The sequence below is a fragment of the Ruegeria sp. CH8 genome (assembly GCF_056536985.1).
The window spans coordinates 1-26,776 of sequence record NZ_JBQFQR010000011.1 but is presented as its reverse complement, the minus strand read 5'-3'; the positions used below and the strand labels follow the sequence as shown (position 1 = coordinate 26,776).

Below are 26,776 nucleotides of genomic sequence, written 5' to 3'. Positions count from 1 at the left end.
GCCATGCTGTGGTCATTGTTAAAGATCCTTGTTTTTGTAGCGATTATCGGCCTGCTGGCCATGGGCGCCATGTTCCTTATGGAAACCAGTGGCGGTGTGCAGATCACGGCGTGGGGTCAGGAATTCACCTTGGGGCCGTTGCAATCGGTGATTGCGCTGGGCGTTCTGATTGTCCTGATCTGGGTGTTCTTCAAGCTGCTGACCCTGCTGATCGCAACGCTTCATTTCCTTAATGGCGACGAAACTGCGCTGTCGCGGTATTTCGATCGCAGCCGTGAAAAGCGGGGCTATCAGGCGCTGGCCGATGGTCTGATGGCGCTGGCCTCGGGCGAGGGTCGCGTGGCGATGAACAAGGCCTACAAGGCCGAAAAGCTGCTGAACAAGCCGGAATTGACCAACCTGCTGGTGGCGCAGGCGGCTGAGATGAATGGCGATACCACTAAGGCGTCCGAGACCTATAAAAAGCTGGTCACCAACAACGCCACCCGGTTTGTCGGCGTGCGCGGCATCATGAAACAGAAACTGGCCGAGGGCGACGATGACACCGCTCGCAAGTTGGCCGAAAAGGCGCTGGCGATCAAACCGCGCCATGCCGAGACGCAGGACATTTTGCTGGGTCTGCAAACCAAATCGCAGGATTGGAGCGGTGCGCGTTCGACTCTGACCGCCAAGCTGAAGGCCGGTCACCTACCGCGTGACGTGTTCAAGCGCCGCGATGCGGTGCTGGCTCTGTCCGAGGCCAAGGATATTCTGGCCGAGGGCGCAACGGTTGAACAGCAAGAACACGCGATCGAGGCCAACCGCCTGTCGCCCGATCTTGTGCCCGCCGCTGCGATGGCCGCGCGGGCCTATATCGAAAAGGGCAAACCGCGCGCCGCGACTAAGATCCTGAAAAAAGCCTGGGAAGTGCAGCCGCACCCCGATCTGGCCCATGCCTTTGCCGAAATCGCGCCGGATGAAACGCCCGAGGCGCGGATCAAACGCTTTACCGCGCTGACCCGCATTCACCCGGAAAACCCGGAAACGCGCCTGATTCTGGCTGAGTTGAACATCGTGGCCGAGGATTTCCCCGAGGCCCGCCGGGCGCTGGGCGATGTGGTGGAAAAACAGGCCGACGCGCGCGCTTATACCCTGATGGCGGCGATTGAACGGGGGGAAGGTGCCTCGGACGCCGTGGTGCAGGGCTGGCTGGCCAAGGCGCTGAACGCGCCGCGTGGGCCGCAATGGGTCTGTGACAACTGCCACGACATTCAGTCCGAATGGGCCCCGATCTGCCAGAATTGCGGCAGCTTTGATACGCTCAGCTGGCAAACCCCGCAAACGCCCGAGATCGCAACGGCCACAGGCGTTCACATGCTGCCGCTGATCGTCGGCGCGCTTGAGGACAAACAGGAAGCCGAGCCCGAGCCGGAACCTGAAATCGAAGAGGTCGAGGAAACGGTTGAGCCCGAGGTCATCGAGATGCCGGTAGAACCCGTCCGGCCCGATGCCGAACCGGCTGTAAATGCGGATGGAGAACCAGTGGTCGAGAAACAGGCCTAGCGCGCGGTTTCGACGTCAAAGGCATCGTTCCACAGTTTGAACAGCTCTGCCCGGCGGTTCTGGTCCCGCGCGACCAGCAGCGCCGGGGACAGCGCGATAAAGCGGCGGGCGCTGGGGGTCAGGCCAGTCTCGGCCGCGTCCATCTGGGCCACGAGTCCCGAAGCCGCCAGCAGGTTTTGCGCCTCGGGTGACAAAAGGAAATCCAAAAACCCGGTCGCGGCATCCTTGTTGCCCGCCTGCGCTGGGATCATGAAGGCGCGGGACAGGACCAGCGTGTAATCCTCGGGCAGGATCACGCCCACGCCGGGGGCATCGGCATTGGCGACGTAGGACCCCAGAACATTGTAGGCGATCAGGAACCGCCCCTCGGCCACGTCGCGGATGATCTCGGATGAACAGCAGGTGGCCACGGCATCGATGCGGGCAAAGCCTTCGATCAGGGAACCAAAGGTCGTGGCCTCAAGACTGTCACCATAGGCGAACAGGTACCCCAGACCGGATGCCGCGATGTCATAGGTTGCCACCCGACCCCGCAGCAGATCGGGCTGTGTGCGCATTGCGTCCAGCAGGGCAAAGCGGTTGCGAGGCACGTGCTGATCGTCCAGCAGCGCCTTGTTATAGGCGATGACGGCAGGTTCGGTAGTGATCCCCCACAGCTCATTCCGCCAGCGGCGTGCCTCCGGCAGGGCTTCGGTTCTGGGGGAACGGTAACGGTGAGCACAGGCGGAATTGACCAGCCACACCATCTGCTGAATGGCCGAGGAAAACACCACATCGGCGGGGCTCTGGCCACCCTTGCAGACCGTGCGGCTGTGCTGGAACAGCGCATTCGATCCCCATTGTTCGTAGGTGATCTGCAGGTCAGGGTTCAGCTCGGCAAAGCGTTCTAGCACCGGTGCAATGATGGCGATGTCGGTCGTTGATCGGATCAGCATCGGGTCATTGCCGCCGCCGAAACTGGCGGTGGCTTCCTGCGCACGCGTGGTGCCGGGCAGGGCAAACAAAAGGCAGAGTATCAGGGCGCGGATCATTCCATCCCCCTTGTGGCCGGAAAGCTGAGTGCTGCGCGAAATCCGGTTTCGTCGCGGGTCATCTCGACCTTGCCGTCAAAAGCCTCGGCGGTGGATTTCACGATCGACAGGCCCAGCCCGCTGCTGTCCTCGCCCGATCCGGTGGTGCGGTTGAACCGGTCCCCGATGTGATCGGCGATAGGGGTGGCGGGGCCGAGGCCATGATCGCGCACCCACAGAACGGCGCGGGTGCCCTCTTGCGTTGTACCGATGCTGACAGGTGGTTCACCGTGCCGCAGCGCATTGCCCAGCAGGTTCTTTGCGGCCTCACCAAGGGAAAAGGCGTCGGCGTTAATGAACACCGGGGTTTCACCGATCTCCAACCGCACTTCGACGCCGGGTGCCACCAATTCGTGATCGCTTTGCTCCAACACGTCCAGCGCCACTTCGCGCAAGTCAACTGGGCGCCGGGGAGCGCTGTCGATGCGGTGGATCACCATGGCGCGCGACAGCAGCTGATCCAGCAGAGTACCCAGTGACCGTGTGCGTCTGAGCAGCCGGTCCAAGGCGCGCGCGCGGGCCGGGGGATCGGGATCGTCCTGCGCGATCTCGGCCTGCACCCGGATGGCAGCAACGGGGGTGCGCAACTGATGCGCGGTGTCGGCGATCAGGTTGCGCATCGAATCCACCTGCCGGTCGAGCCGCCCCATGAACCGGTTCATCGCGGTTAGCATCACCTGCAGTTCACGCGGCAGCCCATCACTGGCCATTGGTGTAAGGTCGTGCGGGTCGCGACGGGTGAGGTCGTCGGACAGCGCCTCAAGCGGGCGCAGGGCAGAGCGGGTGACGAACCACGACATGACCAGCAGTAAAACTCCTGCAAGGGCCATGGGCAGCAGCGCATCACGCATCAAACCGGCGGTCATAGACTGACGTGCGCGCAAGGTCTGGCCAACCAGAACCTCAACTTCGCCTGAAAACTCCCGTTCGGCAAACAGGCGGGCCACACGGACAAAGCGGGCGGGTTCTCCGTTCAGGTTTGCCGCGAAATAGAAGGGCGCGGTGCCGGGTTGCTGCGGGACGTCAATTACCGTGTCGCGATCCAACCCAGTGATGAAAGGGCCATTCGGCACCTGCACCGCATAGAAAATCCGGTCATCCGGCGCCTGCGCCAGCAGTTGGAAGGCAGAGACCGGCAGGTCCACGAATGGCTCGCCATCCTGAATGCGTACGGATTCGGCAATATCGCTGGCCGCGCCCAACAGCAGCCGGTCATAGGCCTGCCGCGCCGCCAGCCGACCATTGGCCCAGATTGACAACGCCACAAGACAGCCGCCGAGGATCAGGATAAGCATTACTGCGCTTAATACCCGCGCCGTCAGACTGTGGGGCAGGTGCAGCCTAGCCATCCAGACCGATCCGATACCCGACCCCGCGCTGGGTGGTAATGCTGACGGCACTGCCGGTGAATTTCTTTCTTAAACGCGCGATATAAAGCTCAATGGCGTTTTCGCCCACATCGGCATCCTCGAACCCGTAAAGCGAGTCATAGAGCCGTGTTTTCGACAGGAATTGCCCCTCATGCCGGATCAGCGCGTCCAGCACGGCGGCCTCACGGGCGGTCAGGGTCAGGCGCTTGCCCTCCAACGTGGCGCTGCGGTCCTTGGGGGCATAGATCAGCGGACCCAGCGTGATCTGTTCGCTCTTGCGGTCAGCGTCCCGGCGGACAAGGGCTCTCAGGCGGGCTTCCAGTTCGCGTTGGTCGAAGGGTTTGCCCAAATAGTCGTCGGCACCCTTGTCCAAGGCGGCCACGCGGTCCTCGACCGAGGTGAGCGCGGTCAGCATCAGTACCGGTGTGCGATCCCCAGAGGCGCGGATTTTGCCAAGGAAGTTCAACCCGGACCCGTCAGGCAGATTGATGTCCAGCAGCATGGCGTCATAGCTTTGTACCGCGCGGAAATCGCTGGCAGATTCCACGGTGGTCGCCAGATCGCACACCACACCAGATCGCGCCAGATGGGCCACAACGCCCTCGGCCAGGTCTTCGGCATCTTCGATCATCAAAACGCGCATGACCCCTCCCAAAGCCGAACGCAGGAACCATGACAGGTTCGTGACAGCATTATTCGGTAAACAGGTACGACCTGCAAGGACACGCGCCTGCGGGGATCAGTTTCGGTCGCTGAGACGCGGCCCAAAAAGACCTGAGGAGGAGACACGAATGAAACTGTTTGGAACCAGTGGCGCAATCGCGGCTGCTGTCTTTGCTCTGTCCGGCGTTGCCGCCAGCGCGCAGGAATGTATCGCCCCGGCCAACCCTGGCGGCGGCTGGGACTTCACCTGCCGTCAGGTGGGTAAGTCGCTGCAGGATCTGGGCCTGATCGACCAGACCATGCAGGTGGTGAACCTTGCCGGTGGCGGTGGTGGCGTTGCCTTTGCCGAGGTGGTGAACAAGCGTGGTGAGGATAACGAACTGATCGTTGCCGCCAGCGCGGCCACCGCCACCCGGCTGGCGCAAGGCGCCTATCCGGGCAACACCATGGATCAGGTGCGCTGGTTGGCCGCCATTGGGGCCGACTATGGCGTGATCGCCGTGGCGGCTGACAGCCCGGTCAACACGCTGCCCGAACTGCTGGACCAGATCAAAGCCGACTCGGCCTCGGTCTCGGTTGCTGGCGGGTCCGCAGTGGGTGGCTGGGATCACCTGAAGGTGCTGATCGCGGCCAATGCCTATGGCATCGACGACGTGCGGGCGGTAAAATACATCGCCTTTGACGGCGGTGGTGAAGCCGTAACCCAGCTGCTGGCCGGCTCGGTTCAGGCCTTCACCGGCGATATCTCCGAGGCCAAGGGTTTCGTGGATTCCGGCGACATTAAGGTGATCGCGGTGCTGGCCCCCGACCGCCTACCGGGTGAGTTTGCAGATTTCCCGACCGCCAAGGAACAGGGCGTTGACGCCATCGGTGCCAACTGGCGCGGGTTTTATGCTCCGGGTGGCATGACCGATGAAGCCTATGGCGACTGGGTCGGTAAGATCGGTGACCTCTATGCCTCGGAGGAATGGAAAGAAGTGATGGCCGCCAACGGCCTGGCCCCGCTGGACCTGCAGGGTGAAGACTTCCAGAACTTTGTCGCTGAATCCGTGGGTCAGATCCAGACGATTTCGAAAGAGATCGGGATCATCAAGTAACACTACTCACAGCGATCCGGGCACCAAGCCGTGCCCGGATCATTAGATTTACCCGAACAATAGGAGACACCGATGAGTGACCGCATCTTCGGGGTCGTCGGACTGCTACTCGCCATCGGATTTGCCTTTTCCGCATTGGCGATCGAGGAGAGCTTTTTGTCCGATGCCGTCGGACCCAAAGCCTTCCCCTTGATCATCGCCGCCATTCTGGGTCTGTCGAGCATCGTCATCGCCCTGCGCCCCGATACCGAACCCGAATGGCCCGCGCTGGGCCGTCTGGTCGAGGTCGGCGCCGCCGTGGTGATGATGATCCTTTATGCCGAGCTGCTGCCTGAGATCGGCTTTGTCATCGCCACCGCTTTTGCCGCTACGTATCTGGCCTGGCGTCTGGGCTCTGGCCCGATCGAAAGCGTCCTTGTGGGCATCGGCACATCCGTTGGCATCTACGTTATCTTCCATTTGGTTCTGGGCCTGTCGCTGGCCCGCGGCCCGTTGGGGTTCTGAGGAAAAAACATGGAAACTCTTGCATCCCTCGGAGACGGTTTCGCCATCGCGCTGACATGGCAGAACCTGATGCTGGCCCTGCTGGGCTGTTTTCTGGGCACGATCATGGGCGCACTGCCCGGTCTGGGCCCGTCAAATGGCGTGGCCATTCTGATCCCGCTGGCCTTCACGCTGGGGCTGGGGGCGACGCCGTCGCTGATCCTACTAACCAGTGTCTATTACGGGGCAATGTATGGTGGACGGATATCCTCGATCCTGCTGAACATCCCCGGTGACGAGCCCGCGATGATGACCTGTCTGGACGGGCATCCCATGGCTAAGAAAGGTTTCGCAGGTGAGGCGCTGTCGCTGTCCGGCATCGCGTCGTTCGTTGGCGCGTTTCTGGCCACATGGGGCCTGATCTTCCTTGCGCCGCAACTGGTGAAGATCGCGCTGTTGTTCGGACCAGCCGAGTATTTCGCCCTGTTTGCGCTGGCCTTCATGACTTTGGGCGGCGTCTCCTCGACCAATCAGGCGAAGTCTGCCTTTGCGGCTGCGCTGGGCCTTGGTTTGGCGACGATTGGCGTGGACACCCAGACAGGCGTGCCGCGGTTCACGTTTGGGGAGGTGCATCTGTATGACGGTCTCGATTTCCTTGTGGCAATCGTAGGTCTGTTCGCCCTGTCCGAAGTGTTTATCTTCCTCGAACACCGCCACGGCGGGTCGGATGCCGAGGGGCGTAAGCTGAACATCGGTCGCCTGTATCCGCCGATGTCGATGGTCAAGAAGTGTACCCCGACCATGCTGCGGACCTCGTTCCTTGGCTTCATCGCGGGCGTTCTGCCGGGGGCGGGGGCGTCTTTGGGTTCGTTCATTTCCTATTCGATGGAGAAACGGCTGGTCGACAAGGAAAACACCTTTGGCACCGGCGATCCACGTGGCGTGGCTGCGCCTGAGGCTGGGAACAACGCCGCCGCCGGGGGTGCTCTGGTACCGATGCTGGCGCTGGGCGTGCCGGGGTCGGGGACAACGGCTGTGTTGCTGGCGGTTCTGTTGGCGCTGAACATCACACCCGGTCCGCTACTGTTCACGCAGAACCCGGATGTGGTCTGGGGCCTGATTGCGGCTCTATTCATAGCCAATTTCATGCTTTTGGCGATGAACATCCCGATGGTGGGGCTGTTCACCCGTGTTCTAATGATCCCCTCACGCATCCTGATGCCCATCGTGGCGATGGTCAGCTTTGTCGGCATCTACGGTATCTCGGGGTCCAGCTTTGACCTGCTGGTGATGATTGGGTTTGGCGTGATGGGCTGGGTTCTGCGCAAGCTGGACGTGCCGCTGGTGCCGATCATTCTGGGTACGCTGCTGGGCAACTCGATGGAGAACAACCTGCGTCGTGCGGTGACCATCGACAACGGCAATTGGTGGACACTGATCGACAGCCCGCTGTCCATCGCCCTGTGGTCCATTGCCATCATCGGCTTTGTCCTACCCCTGATCGTGGGTGCACGGGTCAAAGCCAAAATGCACCAGCGCCGGGATGAGGAAGGCGCGATCAGCGATTGATAAAGTGGGCGCCGCCAGTCTGGGATTGGCGGCGCCGAAACAGACTCTGGTAAGATGCGGCGGAACCTGTAACTTTGCTGAACAAGGCAAGCCACTGATCAAAGGACGCGCGCATGGACCTGAGTGATGAAATCCGCATCTCGGCACCACGGGATGTCGTGTACCAAGCCCTGAATAACCCCGAGATCCTGCAGGAGTGCATTCCGGGTTGCGAGGAACTGACCCAGAACGCGCCCGATGAGCTTGCGGCCAAGGTTGTGCTGAAGATCGGTCCGGTCAAAGCCAAGTTCGCCGGTGAGGTCACGCTGGACACCTCCAACGCTCCCGACGGGTTTTCCCTATCTGGTGAAGGCAAGGGTGGGGCGGCGGGCTTTGCCAAAGGCGGGGCCGACGTGACGCTGACCGAAGACGGGGATGAGACGATTCTGTCCTACACCGCCAAGGTCGATGTTGGCGGCAAAATCGCCCAATTGGGCAGCCGTCTGATCTCGGGCACCGCCAAAAAGCTGTCGGGCAAGTTCTTCACCCGGTTTGGCGAGATCGTGTCCGAGCAATCGGCGTCCTGACCGGCAGGACACCCTGCCCGCTATATCTTATAGAACTGCTGCGCGGTGCGCCCGAAAACCCGATCGTGTTGGGCTTCGGGCACCAGCGCTTTGTGTCTGGCAATCAGGTCCGCGTAATTGGATGACAGGCTGTCGACCGGAAAATTAGACCCAAACATGCAGCGTTCGGGCCCGAACTGGGTCAGACAGGTCTCGACGATGGGCCTGACGCTGTTGGCGCTCCAATTGTGATCGAACATACCGAGGCCCGAGAGCTTGCAGGTGACCTGTGGTAGCGCTGAAACAGACTTCAACGCTTTGGACCAAGCTTCCAGCCCTTGATCGGACCGGTCATGCGGTGAACCCGCATGGCACAGCGCCACTTGCGTTGAGGGTGCTTGTGCCAAAACGGCGGCGGTCCGCTCCATCAACTCGGGCAGCAATTGCAGGTCAAAGGACAAGCCGCGTTCGCCCAATTGTTGCAACCCGGCCAGAAACTTCGGGTTGTCCAGCAGATCGTTGGTGCCCGAGATTTGGTCCTCACCCGGTGCCCGACCGATGATTTGACGTACACCACGCAGTGAGGGCAGGGATTGCAGCTGGTCCAACTGTTCGGCCAGATCGTCCGTGGTCAGGTCACAAAAGACGACCTGCACCAGAGGCCAGTCGGTATATTGATCGGCGACGGATTGAACCCATTGTGCCTCGGCCCAGGGATCGGCGGCGCCGACCTGAATGTGAACCGAAGCGGAAAAACCGGCAGCCCCGGCATCCTTGCGGAACTCGGGCAGCAGATAGTCGCGCTGAATCGGGGTGGGATCGCCAAAGAACCGTACTGCGCCCTTTTCCATCAGCCACGGATAGTTCACGGCGTTCAGATCCCACAGGTGGTGATGCGCATCAATCCTCATGGTATTTCAATCCCTGTCGTGCGGGCTAGAATATCGACCCCTTGTTGTTTCCAGAAATGCAGGAGGTCGATGAAAATCCAGTTCTCGGCCAGCTTATTCCCAGCACGACGGTAGATGTCGATCACCCGGAACTCACCGGGTATTCCGGTGGCGGGCATCCCCATGAACCCGCCCGTCGGCACTGCGGTGAAATTGGGCCAACCGAAGAACCCGCCATAATGCCCCTCGGCCAGACGGCAGATATGCTTGGTTTTGGAACGTTCGGTAAACCCGGCGCGGAACGGGCCGGAATGCTGTTTGGCATAGCGTTCAATCGTGTAGGTGGCGCCGATACCTTCGGGGCCCCACCAGATCATGTCATCATACCATGTGCGGGCCAACTCGTCTTCCAACGACAGGCCACTATTCCATTGGCCGAGATCCGAGATCATGGCGTTGATCGCCGCCAGCGTCCTGCGGCCTTCTTCTTCGGGTTGGTCTTCATACAGCAGACCATCATGTGTCAGCGGCCCGGGCTGGATCAGATGTGCTGCGGTCTGTGGCGGGAACGGGTTTTGTCCGGCCTGAACCATCAGATGCGGGATGTCGAAATACATTGCCGTCTCGGCAATCTTGCCGTCGGCGATCCGGTGAAACTCGCAATAGCGCAGAAACGCCATCTTGCCGGTGGGGCGAATCCCCAACCATGGCGTATCGAACAGGCCCATAAGGTGACCCATCGACACCACCCAGACATCCGCGCCCGGTTCCAGAGAGTTCGTGCCCGCGAAAAACACATCCTGACGACGCTGCATTCGCTTCAGGCTGGATTTCAGCGGCTGCCAGAACATCTGCGCCACTGCATCTGCGCCGATAATTTCATTGAATGGATGAAAACCGCGCCACAGCAAATCCTGGGCGCAAAACTGCCCAAAAATGTCTGGCAGGTTCGCTTCGCTGGCTGAGTCGAGGGCCTCGAAGAATGAGGAGGCGAGTGTTTTTTCTTGCTGAAAGCTCACGTTTGCACCGTTTTCTGATGGCTTGCTTCGAATTTAAGCGATTGAGAATCGCTGGTTAGGGATTTTTTGCATACGTATGCAAAAAAGTCTTGCCAGAAATGTTTCACGAAGAATACAGTTTTGCAAACGTATGCAAAGCGAATCCTTTCAGGGGGCACCATGGCGGAAATTCAACTGCGTAACGTCGGCAAACGCTGGGGCAATTTTGTCGGGGTCCACAATTTCGACCTGACCATCGCGGATCGCGAGTTTCTGGTGCTGCTTGGCCCGTCAGGCTGCGGCAAGACGACCACCATGCGAATGATCGCAGGTCTGGAAGACGTCACTGAAGGCGAGCTTTTGATCGACGGCAAAGTGGTCAACGACCTTGAACCCAAAGACCGCGACGTCGCGATGGTGTTCCAGAGCTATGCGCTTTACCCGAACATGAACGTCTATGAGAACATCCGCTTTCCGCTGAAAGTGCGCGGTATCGATCCCGCGACCCATGACGAAAAGGTTCGCCGCGCCAGCGCAATGGTCGAGCTGGACGAGTTCCTGCATCGCAAGCCCGCCGAACTGTCAGGTGGCCAGCGGCAGCGTGTTGCACTGGCCCGTGCCATTGTGCGCGAACCCAACGTTTTCCTGATGGACGAACCGCTGTCGAACCTTGACGCCAAGCTGCGGGTTTCGACCCGGGCCCAGATCAAGAACCTCAGCCACGAACTGGCAGTTACCACCATCTATGTGACCCACGATCAGATCGAAGCGATGACCTTGGCCGACCGCGTTGTGGTCATGAAAAAAGGCGTGGTTCAGCAGGTTGGCAGCCCGACCGAGATTTATGATCGCCCGGCAAACACTTTTGTCGCCAGCTTCATCGGCTCACCGGCGATGAACCTGATGGACGGTCAGGTGTCGGGCGGTGTGTTCCGCGCCGAGAATGCGGAAATTCCGGTCGACGCGCCGGACGGCCCGATGACTTTGGGCTTCCGCGCCGAAGACGCCAGCATTGCCGAAGGGCAAGGCCAGATCACAGCTCCGATCTACACGCTGGAACTGCTGGGCGACGCGACCATGATCTCGGTCCGGGTTGATGGCGCGCTGGTGTCGGTCAAGGCCGACAAAGCCTTCCGTGCCGAGATTGGCGAGATGGTCTCGTTCTCGGTGCCAACAGATATCTGTCACCTCTTTGAAGCTGAAAGCGGTGCTCGGATTGGGGAGCAATCCCACGAACAGCCCAAACGGGCGTAACAGCGGTCCGGACGTCGACGACGGACCGATCCTGACAGGGAGAAACACATGAAACTCAAATCACTCTTCATGGCAGGCGCCATGTCCCTCGCAGCAACCGGCGTGTGGGCCGAATGTGCGTATGAAAACGAAGTGCCGCTGAAATCGCTCTCGGCTGGCTTTGAGGCTTGGAAGGCCGTTACGGATGCGATGGCCGAATGCGGCAACTTCAGCGCCTCGCTGGATCAGGAATTCCGCGAGAAGCAGCCCGAAGCCTTTGCGGCGAACCCCTCGCTGTATCAAATTGGTGGTGTTGCCAACGAAACCATGATTCCGCTGCTGAACGCAGGCTCGCTGCGTCCGCTTGATGATCTGGTCGAGAAATACGGTCAGGACCTGCTGCCGAACCAGCTGATCAAGGTCGACGGCAAGGTTATGGCGATTGCCATGATGGTGAACGCGCAGCACCTGATGTATCGCGACGACGTTCTGGCCGATCTGGGCATCGAAGAGCCCAAGACCTATGACGACGTTCTGGCCGCCGCTGCCAAGATCAAAGAAGCCGGTGTCATGGAATACCCGATCGGCGGTACCTTCAAGACCGGTTGGAACCTGGCTCAGGAATTCGTCAACATGTACATGGGCGAAGGCGGTGAGTTCTTTGGCGAAGGCAACATGCCTGCGATCAACAACGAACAAGGCGTCAAAGCGCTGGAAACCATGAAGGCCATGACCGAGTACATGGATCCGGAATTCCTGGTATCCGACTCGACCTATGTTCAGCAGCAGTTCCAGCAGGGCAAGATCGCCATGGCGAACCTGTGGGCCAGCCGCGCCGCTGCGATGAACGACGAAGCCGAAAGCCAGGTTGTCGGTAAAGTAACCATGGCGTCGGCGCCGATGGGAGCGGCCGCTCCGGCGACCACCATCTGGTGGGACGGTGTTGTTCTGGCGGCGAACATGAGCGACGAAGAAGCGGATGCCGCGTTCCGTCTGGTACTGGAAGGTATCGATGGTGAAATGGTCAGCGCCAACAACGACACCGCCGTCTGGCTGAGCCCCGCCTATACGCCGGGTGATCTGGCAGCCGGTGCCGCAGCTTCGGCAGAGAACGGCGCCAAGGCGTATCCCGCGTCCGCCCCGATGGGCGTACTGCACAGCGCGCTGGGTAACGGTCTGGCCGATTATCTGACCGGTGCTAAGGATGCGTCGACCACTCTGGCCGATATCGAAGCTTCGTACCTGACCGCTGCCAAAGAAGCTGGTCTTGTCAACAACTAATCCTCCCGGGGGGAGGGCTCCGGCCCTCCCGTCCCCTCCTGATCCCTCGAGAACCATGAGAAAGGCAGAGCCATGAACTTCCGGACATTTTCCGCCTTTGTTGGCCCCTCTGTCTTTATGATGCTTCTCTTCATCGCTTTCCCGCTGGTCAGCGTGTTCAAGCAGAGCTTTTACATTACCCAGCCGATTTATGAGACGGTCGAGGTTGAAACCTGCACCCCCGGTTTCCTGACCCAGACCTGTACGACCGAGCTGAAGTCGCAACCGAAGCTGGACGAACATGGTGAGGTCATCACGAAGACCGAGTATGTCGGGCTGCAAAGCTATCGCAACGTGCTGGAACCCGAGCGCGCCTGGCGTGCGATCAGTGAAGGTAGCCTAAGCGTTCTATCCACGATCGACTTCTGGAAGGCGTTGCGGTTCACGCTGACTTTCACGCTGATCACTCTACCTTTGGTGATCGTCTGCGGGTTGGGCATTGCGGTCCTAATCAACAACGCTGCGCGGGCGATCCGCGGGCCGGTGATCTTTATCTCGCTGCTGCCCTTCATCATCACACCGGTGATTGGGGTGCTGTCGATCAACTGGCTGTTCCGGGGCGACGGAATTTTGACGGCAATGCTGGAATGGTGGCTGAATCGAGATATTGCCCTGTTCGCGCAGGCGTGGACGATTGAAATCCTGATGATGCTCTACCGCGTGTGGCACGTCGCACCTTTCGCTGCCATTATCTTCTACGCTGGTCTGCAGACCGTTAATCAGGACAGTCTGGAAAGCGCCGTGATCGATGGCGCCACGCGCTGGCAGCGGATGAAATACATCGTTATCCCGCATCTGATGCCGCTGATCATCTTTGTTGCGATGATCCACCTGATGGACGCCTATCGCGTGTTCGAAGAAATCGTCGGTTTCTCGAGCCAGGGTTATGTCATCTCGCTGCAGTGGCTGACCTATGACTTCCTGGTGCCAGATCAGGCCGGTAACCGGTCGATCAGCCGGGCCTCGGCCAGCGCCATGCTGACCATGATCGGCATCGTCATCCTGCTTATCCTTCCGCTGCGCCGGACATGGCGCGATCACAAAGGGGGTCACTGATATGTCCTCGCGCGCGCTTCAACAACCGTTCGGCCTGCGGCTGACCTCGAACATCTTCCTGGTCTTCTGGTGCCTGGTCGCAGCCTTCCCGATCTTCTGGATCGCGGTAATGAGCTTCAAATCCCCGGTGGATGCATTTGACAGCAATGCCCTGAACGTGATTTTCGGGCCTGAGACTCTGGCCAAGGGCAACGGCCTGTCGCTGCTGGATATCATTCTGGGTATCGCGGTCTTCTGGGGTACGATTATCATCTCGACCAAGACCTTGCCCTCGATGGTGAAGTCCTACTCCAAACCCGGTCAGGAATGGATCGGCTGGGTGATCGGTGTACTGGCGGTCGCCGTGGGCTTTCTGGTCGCGTTCTTTGTGATCCTGCCCGCGATCCTTGGTGTGCTGAACCCGCTCTTTGGCCCCTTGGGCCGGGACGTTCTGGGCCTGACCACCGAACACTACAAAACCGTCTGGATTGATCGCGGTTTCTCGGACAACTTCCGCAACTCACTGATCGTGACCACCGGGGTTGTGACCGTCTCGCTGACAGTCGGGACGCTGGCAGGATACGGTTTGGCACGTTCGGGGTCGACCTTTGCGTTTTGGATCCTGATCGTGGCGCTTGTGTTCCGTGCTCTGCCGCACTCGGTTCTGGTGGCGGGCTACCTGCCGGTCTTCATCAACTCGGCCGAATGGCTGAGCCCGATCCTCGGCGAAAACGCTCCGACCCTGTACGGCAAGCCCTTTGCGGTGATCGCGGTTCTGGTTGCGATCAACCAGCCCTTCACCATCTGGATGCTGCGCTCGTTCTTCCAGAATATCCCGGCCGAACTGGATGAGGCCGCCCGCGTTGATGGCTGCAGCCACTTCCAGGCCTTCCGCCGTGTCATCATGCCGGTGATGTGGCCGGGCGTCATTACTACTGGTCTTTTCAGCTTCCTGCTGGCCTATAACGACTTCCTCGTGACCTCACTGCTGCTGGACGCGCAGAACCAGACCATGGTTCCGGCCATCGTCGGCATGTTCAACCGCGAAACCACCACGACCGATCAGGTTGTTGCCGTGGCTGCCGCCGTGTCGATCACTGCGCCGCTGATCTTCCTTGTGCTGATCTTCCAGCGCCAGATCGTTAGCGGTCTGACCGCAGGGGCGGTGAAAGGCTGATGAGCAGTCGGTCGCGCAACAGTGCAGTCTCGCGCCATCCGGCGCTGAACAGAATGCCGAGGGACTTTTTGTGATGGCGGGTCATTGACCCCCCTCACACACTTCTTGCGATCTGAAAGGATAGAAAAATGAAAGGTTCCCGTCCCGAACAAGCGGTCCTGACCCGCGACACGGACCTGAGCAAAACCGAAGACACCCGCCGTGTCATCGAAACCATGGTTGACGGTCTGAATGACCATCGCATTGACGATATCGGCGAGTTCTTCTCGGAAGGCTTCCGCTGGCTGGGCAACCAGGGCTGCGGCACCAAGACCGGCCTGAAAGAGTTTCAGGACAACTGGCAGCGCCCGTTCCAGGCGGCGTTTTCGGACAAGACCTGCATCGACGAAGCGCGCCTGTATATGGGTGAGTGGGCGGCGGCGTTCGGCCGTCAGGAAGCCACCCATTCCGGCGAATTCCTGGGTATCGCGCCCACCGGCAAGCGTGTCGAGATCCGCTACATGGACTTCTGGAAAGTGGTCGATGGCAAGATTGTCGACAACTGGGTGAACGTTGATTTCGCTCATGTCGCCGCGCAACTGGGTGTCGATATCTTCAACGGCGAAGGCTGGGAAGCCTATGACCGTGGTGAAAAAACCGCTTCTCGTCCTGAATAAAAAGGGTTTAGACAATGGCAATTGAGTATCTCAAACGCGGTAAGTCTGACGCCGACCGGGCCGAAGACGACGCCAAGACCCGCGCCGTGGTGGAAGCCACACTGAAAGACATCGAAACACGTGGCGATGCCGCCGTGCGCGAGCTGAGCGAGAAGTTTGACAATTATTCGCCCGCCTCGTTCCGCCTGTCGCAGCAAGAGATCGACGACCTGATCGGCCAACTGACCGAGCGTGAGCTGGCAGACATCAAGTTTGCACAGGAGCAGGTGCGTAACTTTGCACAGGCGCAGCGCGACTCGATGCTGGATATCGAGGTTGAAACCCTGCCGGGCGTGATCCTTGGTCACAAGAACATCCCGGTGCAATCGGTGGGTTGTTATGTGCCCGGTGGTAAGTTCCCGATGGTGGCCTCGGCGCATATGTCCGTGGCCACGGCCTCGGTCGCCGGTGTGCCGCGCATCATCGCCTGTACGCCTCCGTTCAACGGCAAGCCGAACGCGGCTGTGATTGCGGCCATGCATCTGGGCGGCGCGCATGAGATTTATGTCATGGGCGGCATTCAGGCCATCGGCGCCATGGCGATCGGGACCCAGACCATAGATCCGGTTCACATGCTGGTTGGTCCCGGCAACGCCTTTGTGGCCGAAGCCAAGCGCCAGCTGTTTGGCCGCGTCGGCATCGACCTGTTCGCCGGTCCGACCGAGACCATGGTCATCGCCGATGAAACCGCAGCCGACGCTGAGTTGTGTGCCACCGACCTGCTGGGTCAGGCCGAGCATGGCTATAACAGCCCCTGCGTACTGCTGACCAACTCGCGCAAACTGGCCGAAGAAACCCTGTCGGAAGTTGACCGTATTCTGGGCATTCTGCCAACCGCGGGCACCGCGAAAGTGTCGTGGGATGAGTATGGCGAAGTCATCGTCTGCGATACCTATGACGAGATGCTGCAGGTTGCCGACGATATCGCGTCCGAGCATGTTCAGGTCATGACCGACCGTGACGACTGGTTCCTTGAGAACATGACCTGCTATGGCGCGCTGTTCCTTGGTCCGCGCACCAACGTCTCGAACGGAGATAAGGTGATTGGCACCAACCACACGCTGCCCACCAAAAAGGCGGGTCGCTATACCGGTGGTCTGTGGGTTGGTAAATACCTGAAGACGCACAGCTATCAGAAGGTTTTGACCGATGAAGCGGCGACGCTGATCGGTGAGTACGGCTCGCGCCTGTGCATGCTCGAAGGCTTTGTTGGCCATGCCGAGCAGTGCAACGTGCGTGTGCGTCGCTATGGCGGGATCAACGTGCCTTACGGTGAGCCCGCGCCCTATCGGGATGCCGCTGAATGAGTGACAAGCACACACATCACAAATCGCTGATCGCGCCGCTTCGGGCGGCGACGTACGACTTCAGTGAGGACGGTGTGCGCAGGGCGCTGGCAGATGTCAGCGCTCCTGACGCTGTTTACAGACTGTGCCATCCTTTTGGAGACAGCACTGGCGGCGACGCGTATTACGATACCGCCTATAAAGACCTGTTGTCGGCTTGGCCTGATCTGGAACGCCGCGACTATATCGTCATGGCTGGCCCGGATGAACATGGCGCTGATTGGGTCGGTTGCGGCGGTTACTACACCGGAACCTTCACCGGGCTTTGGCTGGATATCCCGCCAACCGGCCATCAGGTAACGATGCGGTTCCATGAATTTTACCGTTTCGAAGACGGCAAAGTGGTCGAGATGCAGGCCCTGTGGGACATCCCCGAGGTGATGATGCAGGCGAATGCCTGGCCGATGGCGCCCAGCCTTGGCCGCGAATGGCATGTGCCGGGACCCGCCACGCAGGACGGTTTTGTGCCGGGCCCGTATGATGAGGCCAAAGGCAAGGCGACCTGTCAGCACATCATCGACATGCTCGAATACCTCAAGAAACACCCCTCACAGGGTGGGCCAGAGGTGATGGAGCCTGAGCGGTTCTGGCATCCGCGTATGAACTGGTACGGCCCGGCGGGTATCGGAACGGGGCGCGGATTCTCGGGGTTCCGCAACTGGCACCAGATTCCATTCCTCAACGGGATGCCGGATCGCGGACAATATGTGGACGACATCACCTATCACTTCTTCGGGGATGGCGACTATGCCGCCGTGACGGGCTGGCCCAACATGATCCAGACTGTGACCCATGACGGGTGGATGGGGATTGCGCCCTCGGGCAAACGGATCACCATGCGCAGCCTTGATTTCTGGCGCGTTGAAAACGGCAAGATCCGCGAAAACTGGGTTCTGGTCGATCTTCTGGACGCATATCGCCAGCTTGGCGTTGACGTTTTCGCCCGACTGCGGGAATTCAACAAGGCCCGCAACATGGGGCGCATTAATATACCGGATGGAATGAGCTGATGAGTGATCTGCCCCGCACCCCTTCGTTTTCTCTGGCGGGCAAGACCGCTCTGGTCACCGGTGCATCATCGGGCATCGGGCAGGGCTGTGCCGTGGCCCTGGCCGAAGCGGGTGCGCATGTGGTCTGCGCGGCGCGCGGTGCGGATCGTTTGAACGAGACAGTGGCCGCGTTCCAAGAGCAGGGTTGGTCGGCTGAGGCGGCCGTGGTGGATCAGGGCGATCTTGAGGCGCTGCGCGGGCTGTTCGAAGGCCGCGTCTTTGACGTGGTGGTGAACTCGGCCGGAACAGCGCGTCATGGCCCGGCGATTGAAACCTCGGCCGAGGATTTTGACGCAGTGACCAACGTCAACCTGCGCTCGGCCTATTTCCTGTCATCCTATGCGGCCAAGGCGCTGTTGGCGGCGGGCAAGCCGGGGTCGATCATCCATATCTCAAGCCAGATGGGCCACGTGGGCGGCGTTGACCGGGCGCTGTATTGTGCCACCAAGCACGGGCTGGAGGGCATGGTCAAAGCCATGGCGATCGAATGGGGCAAGCAGCGCATCCGTATCAACACGGTGTGCCCGACTTTCATTCGCACGCCGCTGACCCAATCCACCTTCGACAACCCCGAACGGGCCGCTTGGATCATGGAAAAGATCAAGCTGGACCGGATTGGTGAGGTAGAAGACATAATGGGCGCGGTGACGTATCTGGCCTCGGACGCTTCGGCGCTGGTCACGGGCACTTCGATGCTGATTGACGGAGGATGGACGGCAGACTGATGGCTGAGAAAGTCACCTCACTTCAGGTTGCGCAGCTGGCCGGTGTCAGCCAATCGGCGGTCAGCCGGGTGTTCACACCCGGCGCGTCGGTCAGCAAGAAGACCGAAGAAAAGGTGCGCAAGGCTGCGGCCGAGCTTGGTTATCGCCCCAATGTTCTGGCCCGCGCGATGGTGTCGGGTAAAAGCCGTATGATCGGTTTGGTCGTAGGATATCTGGACAACTACTTCTATCCCGAAGCGCTTGAGAAATTGTCCAACGCTTTGCAGGAAAAGGGCTATCACGTCCTGATCTTCATGGCCTCGCGGACTGCGGGGAATATCGAAGATGTGATGGCGGAGATCCTCGACTATCAGGTGGATGGGGTCATTCTGGCCTCGGTCGCGATGTCGTCGGAAATTGCCATGCGCTGCCAGCAGGCCGGTGTTCCGGTGGTACTGTTCAACCGCAGTCAGGATATCGAAGGTATCACCTCGGTCACGTCCGACAACTATGTCGGGGGGCGCAAAGTGGCTGAGTTCCTTCTGGCCGGAGGGCATCAGCGTATTGGATATATTGCGGGCTGGCAGGGCGCCTCGACCCAGCGCGACCGCGAGGCAGGGTTCCGCGCTGTACTGACAGAAGCCGGGCAGAGCCTGTTTGCACATGAAGTCGGAGACTTTCACACCGAAAAGGTGCGTGCGGCAGCGCGGCGGATGTTTGACGTCCCGCCTGAAACCCGCCCGGATGCGGTCTTTGTCGCAAATGACCACATGGCTTTGGCGGTGATGGATGTGATCCGGTTTGAACTGGGGCTGCGCGTGCCCGAGGATGTCTCGGTCGTGGGCTATGACGATGTGCCGCCCGCCGGGTGGCCTGCCTATAACCTAACCACGATCCGGCAACGCGCCAATCTCATGGTGGCGGAAACCGTCACTGCATTACTTGAACATATCGACGCCCCGGCATCGGCGAAACCGCGCAAAGTGGCCATCGATGGGCCGCTTGTCGTGCGGACCTCGGCCCGTTTGCCCAAAGGGTGGATTCCACAAAGGACAGAGACATGAAAGGCTTCGACGCCAAGTTCCGGGACTTTCCCGACTATATCATCGGTATCACCAAAGAGATCTGGGAAGACCGGGGGATTTCCACGCTGCACGAATACTATGGGTCCGACATTGTGGTGCGGATGCCGGGCAGTGTGTCGACTGGCAATCAGGGCGTAATTGGCGCCACCATGGCCACACTGGCCGAATTTCCCGACCGCACCTTGTTGGGCGAAGATGTGATCTGGTCCGGCACCCCGGAAGACGGGATGCTTTCGAGTCACCGCATCATGTCTACCGCGACCCATCTTGGTGACGGCATGTTTGGTCAGGCGACAGGTGCCAAGCTGCGCTATCGCATTCTGGCTGACTGCCATGCCCGCAACAACACCATCGATGACGAATGGCTGATCCGCGACAACGGTGCGGTGGTGCGCCAGATGGGCTGGGATCCGAAAGATTTCACCCGCGATCTGATCGAACGCGAGGGCGGGCCGGAAAACTGCGTCAAACCGCTGACCCCTGCCAATGACTTGGAAGGTCCGTATTCCGGTCGCGGCAATGACAACGAATGGGGTCAGCGCCACGCCGATCTGCTGACCCGGATGATGGGCGCGGATATGGGCGCGGTCGAGCGTGAATATGACCGCGCGGTTCAGACCGAATATCCCGGCGGCGCAAGCGATCATGGGCGTGGTCCGGTTGACAGGTTCTGGATGTCGCTGCGCGCGGCAATGCCCAGTGCGACCTTCACTATCCACCACCAGATCGGGCGTGACGATCCGAACATGCCGCCGCGCTCGGCCATCCGTTGGAGCCTGCACGGTAAGCATGACGGCTGGGGTGCCTTTGGCGTGCCGACCGGGGCCGAGCTGTATGTGCTGGGCATCAGCCACGCTGAGTGGGGTGAGCTGATCGGCGGCGACATCAGGTTGCGCCGCGAATGGACTCTGTTTGATGAAACGGCGGTCTGGAAACAGCTGATTCTGGCGACCGGGGACGTGTAATGCCCTTGGTGCCTGCCCCTTTGGATACCAGCGAAGGAACCCGGCGGTATCACTGCCACCGGGCCTCTTTGCGGGCCAAGCGGCTGAACAACCGCCCTCCCGGGGCAACGGGCTGACCCCCTGTTGCAACATCAAACCCGTTAGGAGACTAAAATGAGCACCATCCAACAACGCATCGTCCGCTATGGCGAGCTGCAACCCTGCAAAACCGCTTTCATCGACGCCCACACACCGGGCAGCGACCAGAAAGAGAACTTTACCATCGTCGGCGGCGGCGTGTCGGAATCCCCCGATCAGCACGTCCACATCACCGACAAGATCGGCTTCAATATCGGCGCTGCGGGTCAGCCGCCGAAATGCCGCAACTCGCTGCACAGCCACACCACGGCCGAGGTGTTCTTTGTCGCCAAGGGCCGCTGGCGTTTCTTCTGGGGCCGTTACGGTACTGCGGGTGAGTTCATTGCCGAAGAGGGCGATATCTTCAACATCCCGACCGGCATCTTCCGCGGGTTCGAGAATGTGGGCGACGACTACGGTATGATCATGTCGATCCTCGGTGGCGATGATGCGGGCGGTGGCGTGACATGGGCACCGCAGGTGATCGAAGACGCACAGGCGCATGGCCTGATGCTGGGCGACAACGGTGTGCTGTATGACAGCAAGAAAGGTCAGGAACTGCCGCACAACGTCCGCCCGATGCCTCTGCTGACCGAAGAAGAACTGAAAGCCTATCCCGAAGTGCCCGTCGATGCCGTGATCGGCAAATACGTGGCGCGTTACTGGGACCTGATGGCGCTGGGGGCGGACAAACCCGCGACTGTGATTGGCGAAAACGGCATCATCAAAGACAAGCCGGGCTTTGAGGTTGATTTCCTGACCCGCGGCTCGGCCCAGAATGATGCGGTCAAAGCCGAGAAGCCTGTGGTTCTGATGCCGGCAAGCGGTCACTGGTGGATCACTGTCGATGGCTATTCGACTACATTGTCGAACGGTGACACTGCAGTTGTCATGCCGGGTGAAACTTACACTGTCGCGCCCTCCATGACCGGTCAGGCGGGTCTCTATCGTATTACGGCCACCGACGATCCTGCCGGTGCGACTTGGGTTGGATGACCGTCGATCCCGACGATACCCATGCCGTCTATGAACGGCAGGCCAGGGCCTATGACGAGCAACGCTCGAAGGCCCTGTTCGAAGCGCGCTGGTTGGCGCGCTTCACCGCCAGTCTGAAACCGGGCGATCATGTGCTGGATCTGGGCTGCGGAACCGGCGAGCCTATCGCCCGCTGGTTCAAGGCCGAAGGCTTCACCGTAACCGGCGTCGACTTTTCGGAAGCGATGCTTGAGATCGCGCGCAGCCGCTGGCCCGATGGCGATTGGGTGCAGGCGGATATGCGCGATTTTGAGCTGGACCGCAGCTTTGATGGTATCATCGCCTGGAACAGCTTTTTCCATCTGACAGCGGATGAGCAGAAGGATTGCATCGCCCGCATGGCGCGCCATCTGCGCCCTGGCGGGATGCTGATGCTGACTGTCGGTCCCAGCGCGGGCGAAGATCAGGGAACCGTCGGAGGAGAGCCGGTGTACCACGCCTCCCTTTCGCCTGCGGCCTATGCCACCTGCCTTGAGGAAAACGGGCTGATCCTGACCGGATTTCTGGCCAAGGATCCGGAGACCCAAAGCCATACCGTGCTGATGGCGCGCAAAAACTAACGGAGGTTTCATGTCCGTAAAAACAACACATGTCGGATCACTGCCACGCTCGCAGGAAGTGGTAGATTTCATCTTTGCCCGCGAACGCGAAGAGCCGTTTGAACAGGGCGCCTTTGACGCGAGCATGACCGCAGCCGTGTCAGAAACCGTGCGCAAACAGGTTGAAGCCGGGGTGGATATCGTCAGCGATGGCGAGACCTCGAAGATTTCCTACGCCACCTATGTCAAGGATCGCTATACCGGGTTCTCGGGTGACAGCCCGCGTAACGCTCCGGCTGATCTAAAGATGTTCCCCGGCTTCCTGCAACGGCTGGCCGATGACGGCGGCACGCCGCAATATGCCCGGCCGCAATGCACCGGAGTGGTGCGCTCGAAAGGGCAGGGTGAGTTGGAGAAGGACATTGCGAACCTCAAGGCTGCAATGGCGCAGCACGGGGCCAAGCACGGGTTCATGAACGCCGCATCTCCGGGTGTGATTTCGCTGTTCCTGCAGAACGCTTTCTACCCCACGCGTGAGGCCTATCTGGCCGCACTGGCGGATGCGATGAAGGAGGAATACGAAACCATTGTGGCCGCCGGGCTGGACCTGCAACTGGATTGCCCCGACCTTGCGCTGTCGCGCCACATGTTGTTCACCGATCTGTCCGACGCGGAATTCGTCAAGATCGCCGACATGCATGTCGAGGCCCTGAACCACGCGCTACAGAACGTGCCGCAGGATCGCGTGCGGGTGCATATCTGTTGGGGCAACTACGAAGGGCCGCATTGCTGTGACATCGCCATGGACAAAGTGTTCACGACCCTGATGAACACAAAATCCCGCTATGTGCTGTTCGAAACCTCGAACCCACGCCACGCGCACGAGTGGACCGTGTTCCGCGACCGCAAGGCTGAGATTCCGGACGACAAGGTTCTGGTGCCCGGCGTTGTCGACACCACAACAAACTTTGTCGAACACCCTGAACTGGTCGCGCAGCGCATCGCGCGTTTCACCGATATCGTCGGTGCGGACCGGGTGATCGCTGGTAGTGACTGCGGGTTCGGAACCTTTGCAGGCTTTGGCGCGGTCGATCCCGACATCGCCTATGCCAAGCTGACCGCGCTGTCCGAAGGCGCTAGGTTGGCCTCGGCATGACGCCTCTGGTTCTTTTGCCCGGCATGATGTGCGACGCGCGGCTATATCAGCCGCAAATCGCCGCGTTCTCCGGGTCCAGACCCCTGGTGACCTTTCCGCTGGCGACGAAGGAAAGCGTTCAGGCGATGGCCACCGATATTCTGGCCGAAGCGCCGCCGGTCTTTGCACTGGCGGGCCTATCGATGGGCGGCATCGTCGCGATGGAGGTTGTGCGGCAAGCCCCCGAACGGGTCGAACGGCTGGCCCTGCTGGACACCAACCCGCTGGCCGAAAAGCCCGAGGTCAAGGAGCGGCGCGGCCCCCAGATGGCGGCTGTGCGTGATGGTAAACTGCGGACGGTGATGCGGGACGAGATGAAGCCCAATTATCTGGCCGACGGACCCAATCAGGGTGCCATTCTGGACCTGTGCATGGCGATGGCGATGGATCTTGGCCCGGACGTGTTCCTGCGCCAGTCCCGTGCGCTGATGGACCGTCCAGACCAATCGGAAACCCTGAAATCTTATACCGGAAAAGCGCTGGTTCTGTGCGGTCGTGACGACGGCTTGTGTCCGGTCGAGCGGCACCAGTTCATGCACGATCTGCTGCCCAATAGCACGCTGGAAATCATCGAACAGGCTGGGCATCTGCCTACCTTGGAACAACCCAATGACACGACAGCGGCTCTGATCCGCTGGCTGGAGGCCAAATGACACCGTCCCTTCTGACCCTGTTGCGTAAGGTCGATACCCCCACTGTCTGCAATGCCATCGAGGTGGCGCAGGGCAAGCGCGGATTCGACGCGTTCACCCGCGGCACCATGCTGTGTTCGGCTCCTTCCGAGCCCGCGATTGTGGGTTATGCCCGTACCGCCAAGATCGCCGCGGTTCAGCCACCGTCTGAGGCGCCAGAGATCATCCGGGAACGCCGCATGGCTTATTACAAGTATATGGCCGAAGGCCCCGCGCCCTCGGTTGCGGTGATCGAGGATGTCGATTTCCCCAACTGCATCGGCGCCTATTGGGGCGAAATCAATACGACCGTGCACAAAGGCTTTGGTATGTCGGGTGCCCTGACCAACGGCGTCATGCGCGACCTCGGCGATCTGCCCGAAGGTTTTCCGGTGGTTGCCGGGTCCGTCGGACCAAGCCATGGCTTTGTCCATGTGCGCGAACTTGATACGCCGGTTTCGGTCTTTGGTTTAACGGTCCATCCCGGTGATCTGATCCACGCTGACCGCCATGGCGCGCTGGTGGTGCCAGAGGATATTGTCGATCAGCTTGAGGCCGCGATTCAGAAACTGCTGACGACCGAACGCATCGTTCTGGATGCTGCCACCCAGCCGGGCTTTGATTTTCCGGCCTTTCAATCGGCCTGGGAAAAATTCGAAAAATCGAGGGTTTAAATCAGTTCCGGGTCACGGAATAACACCGAAGAGCAGTGAGGTCAGGCGCGGGTCACTTGCGCCCGGCCGGAAGGTCATCGCGTTTCTCTTCCAGAACGGAGTGGAACAGCGTGGTCAGTTCGGATTTTTTGATCGGGGGAACTCTGCGGCTCTTTGCTGACATGGGTTCTGTATCTTCTGCAGCAGCAACTTGCACAGTTTTGGTCGCTTTGAAGCGATTGAGAAATGAACTGATCTTCATTTTACTTTCCTCCAAAATTCCGTTCCAAAAATTGCCGCTGCGGACCTGATCCGAACCCGCTGGTTTCGGGCTCGAGGATCGATGATCCGTGAGTGGTGATCCGCAGCGACACGGGGCATTTACGCAGTGGCTTTCTTGGTACAAGGGGGAAGAATCCGCCTATTTACGTCATTTTTTAACTCTTCGGTCAAAAAGTGTTTTCAACGCTTACCTTTACGTAAGGATGTTGAAGGAGAAGTTTACGTTTCTGGACGTTACGTCACTTTTGGACCTGTCGTCGCAACCGCCTGAGCGGGGCTTTCCGGCCCGAAGAATTAGGCTGGATTCGAAAGCCGAAACCACTGCCTGCTTTCGAAGCAGCAAGGCTTATGCAACGCAGGATTTATCCCGCAGACAACGGTGATTTCCGCAAATGCGGATTGGTCTTTTACTCTGTACGGGATTTGGTGCCCAGGAGAAGCATTACGCGGAACAGAATTTACGCATAAGTATTTGAAAATAGATGATATTGCAATACAGGCTACCCCGTAGCGTCACCTTTTGTGTCACCTATGCAGGGGGTGCGTGGGTAGGAAACTTGAAAACACACTCCGTCACGCCACAAGAGCTCATTGACGTTGGCTTCCGAGCCTGTGCGCACCCGGGCTAGGAGCAGTTAGTAGAATATTGCTAAACGATCTAGCTAATGTAGGTTTATTCGGTGGTTGGCAAACAAAGACAATTTCACACAAGGACAGTTGCAATATCCCAGTTTAAACACGTTGAAGCCATCCAAGCTTGACGCCTTTGGACTTTGCCTCAGGGGCCCCTCAGGCGGTCCTACAAGCAGTGTCTCAGGGCGAAGTCACACCTTTGGAGTGGGCATCGGGACATTAAGTTTGCTGCCCTCAAGTCCCAACAAGTGGACTGGGTCGCATGAGTGAGGTTAGTGGATTCAACTTATAGAAACTTCAATCATTGCTTTTACAACCTATTGAATTTTGCGACAGGGTGTGAGTACTCATCCTAAAAACTACAGGGTACTCATATGCAGATTTCAATTGGGCTTAGTGGGTTACTGACGCCTCGTCGATGGAGAATGGCTCGAAGAGGGAGTGCGCTACTTGGTGCCGTCTGGGGTGGGTTTGTTTTCTTAACTGTCGATCTGGTTCGAAACGACGCGCACTTTTCGCCAGGTGCGTGGCTCACAGACGGTTCAACTCTGGAAGTCGAACTTCGCAACAATGCTACCGTTCCGATGCAGAATGCAAACATTTCATTTCGCTTCTATGACGCAAATGGTTCGCTCATTATTCAAGACTTAAACGAGGATGGCGTGTTTTCCGCCGAGGACCTTCCGGAACATCGTTTTGATCCGGCCAACATGCTTATTTCGGGTGTCTTTGCCCCCTAAAATTGTGCCACTACTTTGGCCGAGAAGGGGGAACAAGGGATGGCTCGGAAGCGATACTCGGACGAAGACATTCTG

Annotated in this window: 27 protein-coding genes; 21 read left to right on the top strand and 6 right to left on the bottom strand. The window is 59.5% G+C overall.

Features of this window, described 5'->3' with window-relative positions; all coding sequences use genetic code 11:
• The first annotated feature begins 3 nt into the window (after positions 1–3).
• Entirely contained in the window at positions 4–1,542 is a 1,539-nt protein-coding gene (locus tag ACR0ER_RS13530; RefSeq protein ID WP_480769394.1) for a heme biosynthesis HemY N-terminal domain-containing protein, read from the top strand.
• Here ACR0ER_RS13530 and ACR0ER_RS13525 read toward each other — a convergent pair.
• The 3 genes from ACR0ER_RS13525 to ACR0ER_RS13515 are packed head-to-tail and all read right to left on the bottom strand — an operon-like array spanning position 1,539 to position 4,625.
• The gene (locus ACR0ER_RS13525) at positions 1,539–2,573 is read right to left on the bottom strand and encodes an ABC transporter substrate-binding protein (protein WP_480769393.1); all 1,035 of its coding nucleotides are present in this window, start codon (positions 2,571–2,573) and stop codon (positions 1,539–1,541) included. The genes ACR0ER_RS13530 and ACR0ER_RS13525 overlap by 4 nt on opposite strands.
• The gene (locus ACR0ER_RS13520; RefSeq protein WP_480769392.1) at positions 2,570–3,961 is read right to left on the bottom strand and encodes a sensor histidine kinase N-terminal domain-containing protein; all 1,392 of its coding nucleotides are present in this window, start codon (positions 3,959–3,961) and stop codon (positions 2,570–2,572) included. Before ACR0ER_RS13520 ends, ACR0ER_RS13525 begins: the two co-directional genes overlap by 4 nt.
• The gene (locus tag ACR0ER_RS13515) at positions 3,954–4,625 is read right to left on the bottom strand and encodes a response regulator transcription factor (protein ID WP_480769391.1); all 672 of its coding nucleotides are present in this window, start codon (positions 4,623–4,625) and stop codon (positions 3,954–3,956) included. Before ACR0ER_RS13515 ends, ACR0ER_RS13520 begins: the two co-directional genes overlap by 8 nt.
• A gap of 148 nt (positions 4,626–4,773) precedes the next feature.
• Between ACR0ER_RS13515 and ACR0ER_RS13510 the strand changes: the two genes are divergently transcribed.
• The 4 genes from ACR0ER_RS13510 (at position 4,774) to ACR0ER_RS13495 (ending at position 8,360) form a co-directional block, all read left to right on the top strand.
• A complete protein-coding gene (locus ACR0ER_RS13510) occupies positions 4,774–5,742 on the top strand; it encodes a Bug family tripartite tricarboxylate transporter substrate binding protein (protein ID WP_480769390.1) in 969 nt (322 codons plus the stop codon).
• Between the two features lie 72 nt (positions 5,743–5,814).
• The gene (locus ACR0ER_RS13505) at positions 5,815–6,246 is read left to right on the top strand and encodes a tripartite tricarboxylate transporter TctB family protein (RefSeq protein WP_170334399.1); all 432 of its coding nucleotides are present in this window, start codon (positions 5,815–5,817) and stop codon (positions 6,244–6,246) included.
• Positions 6,247–6,255: 9 nt separating this feature from the next.
• Positions 6,256–7,794 (top strand): tripartite tricarboxylate transporter permease, encoded by a 1,539-nt coding sequence (locus ACR0ER_RS13500; protein WP_170326072.1) that lies wholly within the window; start codon positions 6,256–6,258, stop codon positions 7,792–7,794.
• Positions 7,795–7,907: 113 nt separating this feature from the next.
• Complete coding sequence (locus tag ACR0ER_RS13495) at positions 7,908–8,360, top strand: SRPBCC family protein (RefSeq protein ID WP_480769389.1); 453 nt, start codon at positions 7,908–7,910, stop codon at positions 8,358–8,360.
• 20 nt (positions 8,361–8,380) lie between these two features.
• On the opposite strand, the gene ACR0ER_RS13490 is transcribed toward ACR0ER_RS13495, so the two are convergent.
• Together ACR0ER_RS13490 and ACR0ER_RS13485 are read right to left on the bottom strand one after the other, a co-directional pair.
• A complete protein-coding gene (locus ACR0ER_RS13490; RefSeq protein ID WP_480769388.1) occupies positions 8,381–9,250 on the bottom strand; it encodes an amidohydrolase family protein in 870 nt (289 codons plus the stop codon).
• A complete protein-coding gene (locus tag ACR0ER_RS13485; RefSeq protein WP_480769387.1) occupies positions 9,247–10,248 on the bottom strand; it encodes an ester cyclase in 1,002 nt (333 codons plus the stop codon). The genes ACR0ER_RS13490 and ACR0ER_RS13485 overlap by 4 nt, the downstream gene beginning before the upstream one ends.
• Before the next feature lie 159 nt (positions 10,249–10,407).
• Between ACR0ER_RS13485 and ACR0ER_RS13480 the strand changes: the two genes are divergently transcribed.
• The 15 genes from ACR0ER_RS13480 (at position 10,408) to ACR0ER_RS13410 (ending at position 25,067) form a co-directional block, all read left to right on the top strand.
• A complete protein-coding gene (locus ACR0ER_RS13480) occupies positions 10,408–11,481 on the top strand; it encodes an ABC transporter ATP-binding protein (protein ID WP_480769386.1) in 1,074 nt (357 codons plus the stop codon).
• 48 nt (positions 11,482–11,529) lie between these two features.
• Positions 11,530–12,741, top strand: coding sequence for an ABC transporter substrate-binding protein (locus ACR0ER_RS13475; protein ID WP_480769385.1), 1,212 nt, complete (start codon positions 11,530–11,532; stop codon positions 12,739–12,741).
• Between the two features lie 72 nt (positions 12,742–12,813).
• Complete coding sequence (locus ACR0ER_RS13470) at positions 12,814–13,836, top strand: carbohydrate ABC transporter permease (RefSeq protein WP_480769384.1); 1,023 nt, start codon at positions 12,814–12,816, stop codon at positions 13,834–13,836.
• A 1-nt stretch (position 13,837) separates the two neighbouring features.
• Positions 13,838–14,992, top strand: coding sequence for a carbohydrate ABC transporter permease (locus tag ACR0ER_RS13465; RefSeq protein WP_170334413.1), 1,155 nt, complete (start codon positions 13,838–13,840; stop codon positions 14,990–14,992).
• 128 nt (positions 14,993–15,120) lie between these two features.
• On the top strand, positions 15,121–15,648 hold the full coding sequence (locus tag ACR0ER_RS13460; protein WP_480769383.1) for an ester cyclase: 528 nt from the start codon (positions 15,121–15,123) through the stop codon (positions 15,646–15,648).
• 14 nt (positions 15,649–15,662) lie between these two features.
• The gene (gene hisD / locus ACR0ER_RS13455; RefSeq protein WP_480769382.1) at positions 15,663–16,994 is read left to right on the top strand and encodes a histidinol dehydrogenase; all 1,332 of its coding nucleotides are present in this window, start codon (positions 15,663–15,665) and stop codon (positions 16,992–16,994) included.
• Positions 16,991–18,043 (top strand): ester cyclase, encoded by a 1,053-nt coding sequence (locus ACR0ER_RS13450; RefSeq protein WP_480769381.1) that lies wholly within the window; start codon positions 16,991–16,993, stop codon positions 18,041–18,043. The genes hisD and ACR0ER_RS13450 overlap by 4 nt, the downstream gene beginning before the upstream one ends.
• On the top strand, positions 18,043–18,807 hold the full coding sequence (locus ACR0ER_RS13445; protein WP_480769380.1) for an SDR family NAD(P)-dependent oxidoreductase: 765 nt from the start codon (positions 18,043–18,045) through the stop codon (positions 18,805–18,807). Before ACR0ER_RS13450 ends, ACR0ER_RS13445 begins: the two co-directional genes overlap by 1 nt.
• Positions 18,807–19,850 carry a LacI family DNA-binding transcriptional regulator gene (locus tag ACR0ER_RS13440; protein ID WP_480769379.1) on the top strand — a complete coding sequence of 348 codons (1,044 nt, stop codon included), beginning with the start codon at positions 18,807–18,809 and terminating at the stop codon, positions 19,848–19,850. The genes ACR0ER_RS13445 and ACR0ER_RS13440 overlap by 1 nt, the downstream gene beginning before the upstream one ends.
• Positions 19,847–20,836 (top strand): nuclear transport factor 2 family protein, encoded by a 990-nt coding sequence (locus tag ACR0ER_RS13435; RefSeq protein ID WP_480769378.1) that lies wholly within the window; start codon positions 19,847–19,849, stop codon positions 20,834–20,836. Before ACR0ER_RS13440 ends, ACR0ER_RS13435 begins: the two co-directional genes overlap by 4 nt.
• A 153-nt stretch (positions 20,837–20,989) precedes the next feature.
• A complete protein-coding gene (locus ACR0ER_RS13430; RefSeq protein WP_480769377.1) occupies positions 20,990–21,949 on the top strand; it encodes a cupin domain-containing protein in 960 nt (319 codons plus the stop codon).
• A complete protein-coding gene (locus ACR0ER_RS13425; protein WP_480769376.1) occupies positions 21,946–22,548 on the top strand; it encodes a class I SAM-dependent DNA methyltransferase in 603 nt (200 codons plus the stop codon). The genes ACR0ER_RS13430 and ACR0ER_RS13425 overlap by 4 nt, the downstream gene beginning before the upstream one ends.
• Before the next feature lie 10 nt (positions 22,549–22,558).
• Positions 22,559–23,683: a cobalamin-independent methionine synthase II family protein gene (locus tag ACR0ER_RS13420; protein WP_480769375.1), complete on the top strand. Its 1,125-nt coding sequence runs from the start codon at positions 22,559–22,561 to the stop codon at positions 23,681–23,683.
• Complete coding sequence (locus tag ACR0ER_RS13415; protein WP_480769374.1) at positions 23,680–24,375, top strand: alpha/beta fold hydrolase; 696 nt, start codon at positions 23,680–23,682, stop codon at positions 24,373–24,375. Before ACR0ER_RS13420 ends, ACR0ER_RS13415 begins: the two co-directional genes overlap by 4 nt.
• On the top strand, positions 24,372–25,067 hold the full coding sequence (locus ACR0ER_RS13410) for an RraA family protein (protein WP_480769373.1): 696 nt from the start codon (positions 24,372–24,374) through the stop codon (positions 25,065–25,067). Before ACR0ER_RS13415 ends, ACR0ER_RS13410 begins: the two co-directional genes overlap by 4 nt.
• A gap of 52 nt (positions 25,068–25,119) precedes the next feature.
• Here the strand turns inward: ACR0ER_RS13410 and ACR0ER_RS13405 are convergent, their stop codons facing one another.
• Positions 25,120–25,308: a hypothetical protein gene (locus ACR0ER_RS13405; protein WP_480769372.1), complete on the bottom strand. Its 189-nt coding sequence runs from the start codon at positions 25,306–25,308 to the stop codon at positions 25,120–25,122.
• A gap of 1,027 nt (positions 25,309–26,335) precedes the next feature.
• Here ACR0ER_RS13405 and ACR0ER_RS13400 point away from each other — a divergent pair.
• Complete coding sequence (locus ACR0ER_RS13400; protein WP_480769371.1) at positions 26,336–26,701, top strand: hypothetical protein; 366 nt, start codon at positions 26,336–26,338, stop codon at positions 26,699–26,701.
• Positions 26,702–26,776: the final 75 nt, after the last annotated feature.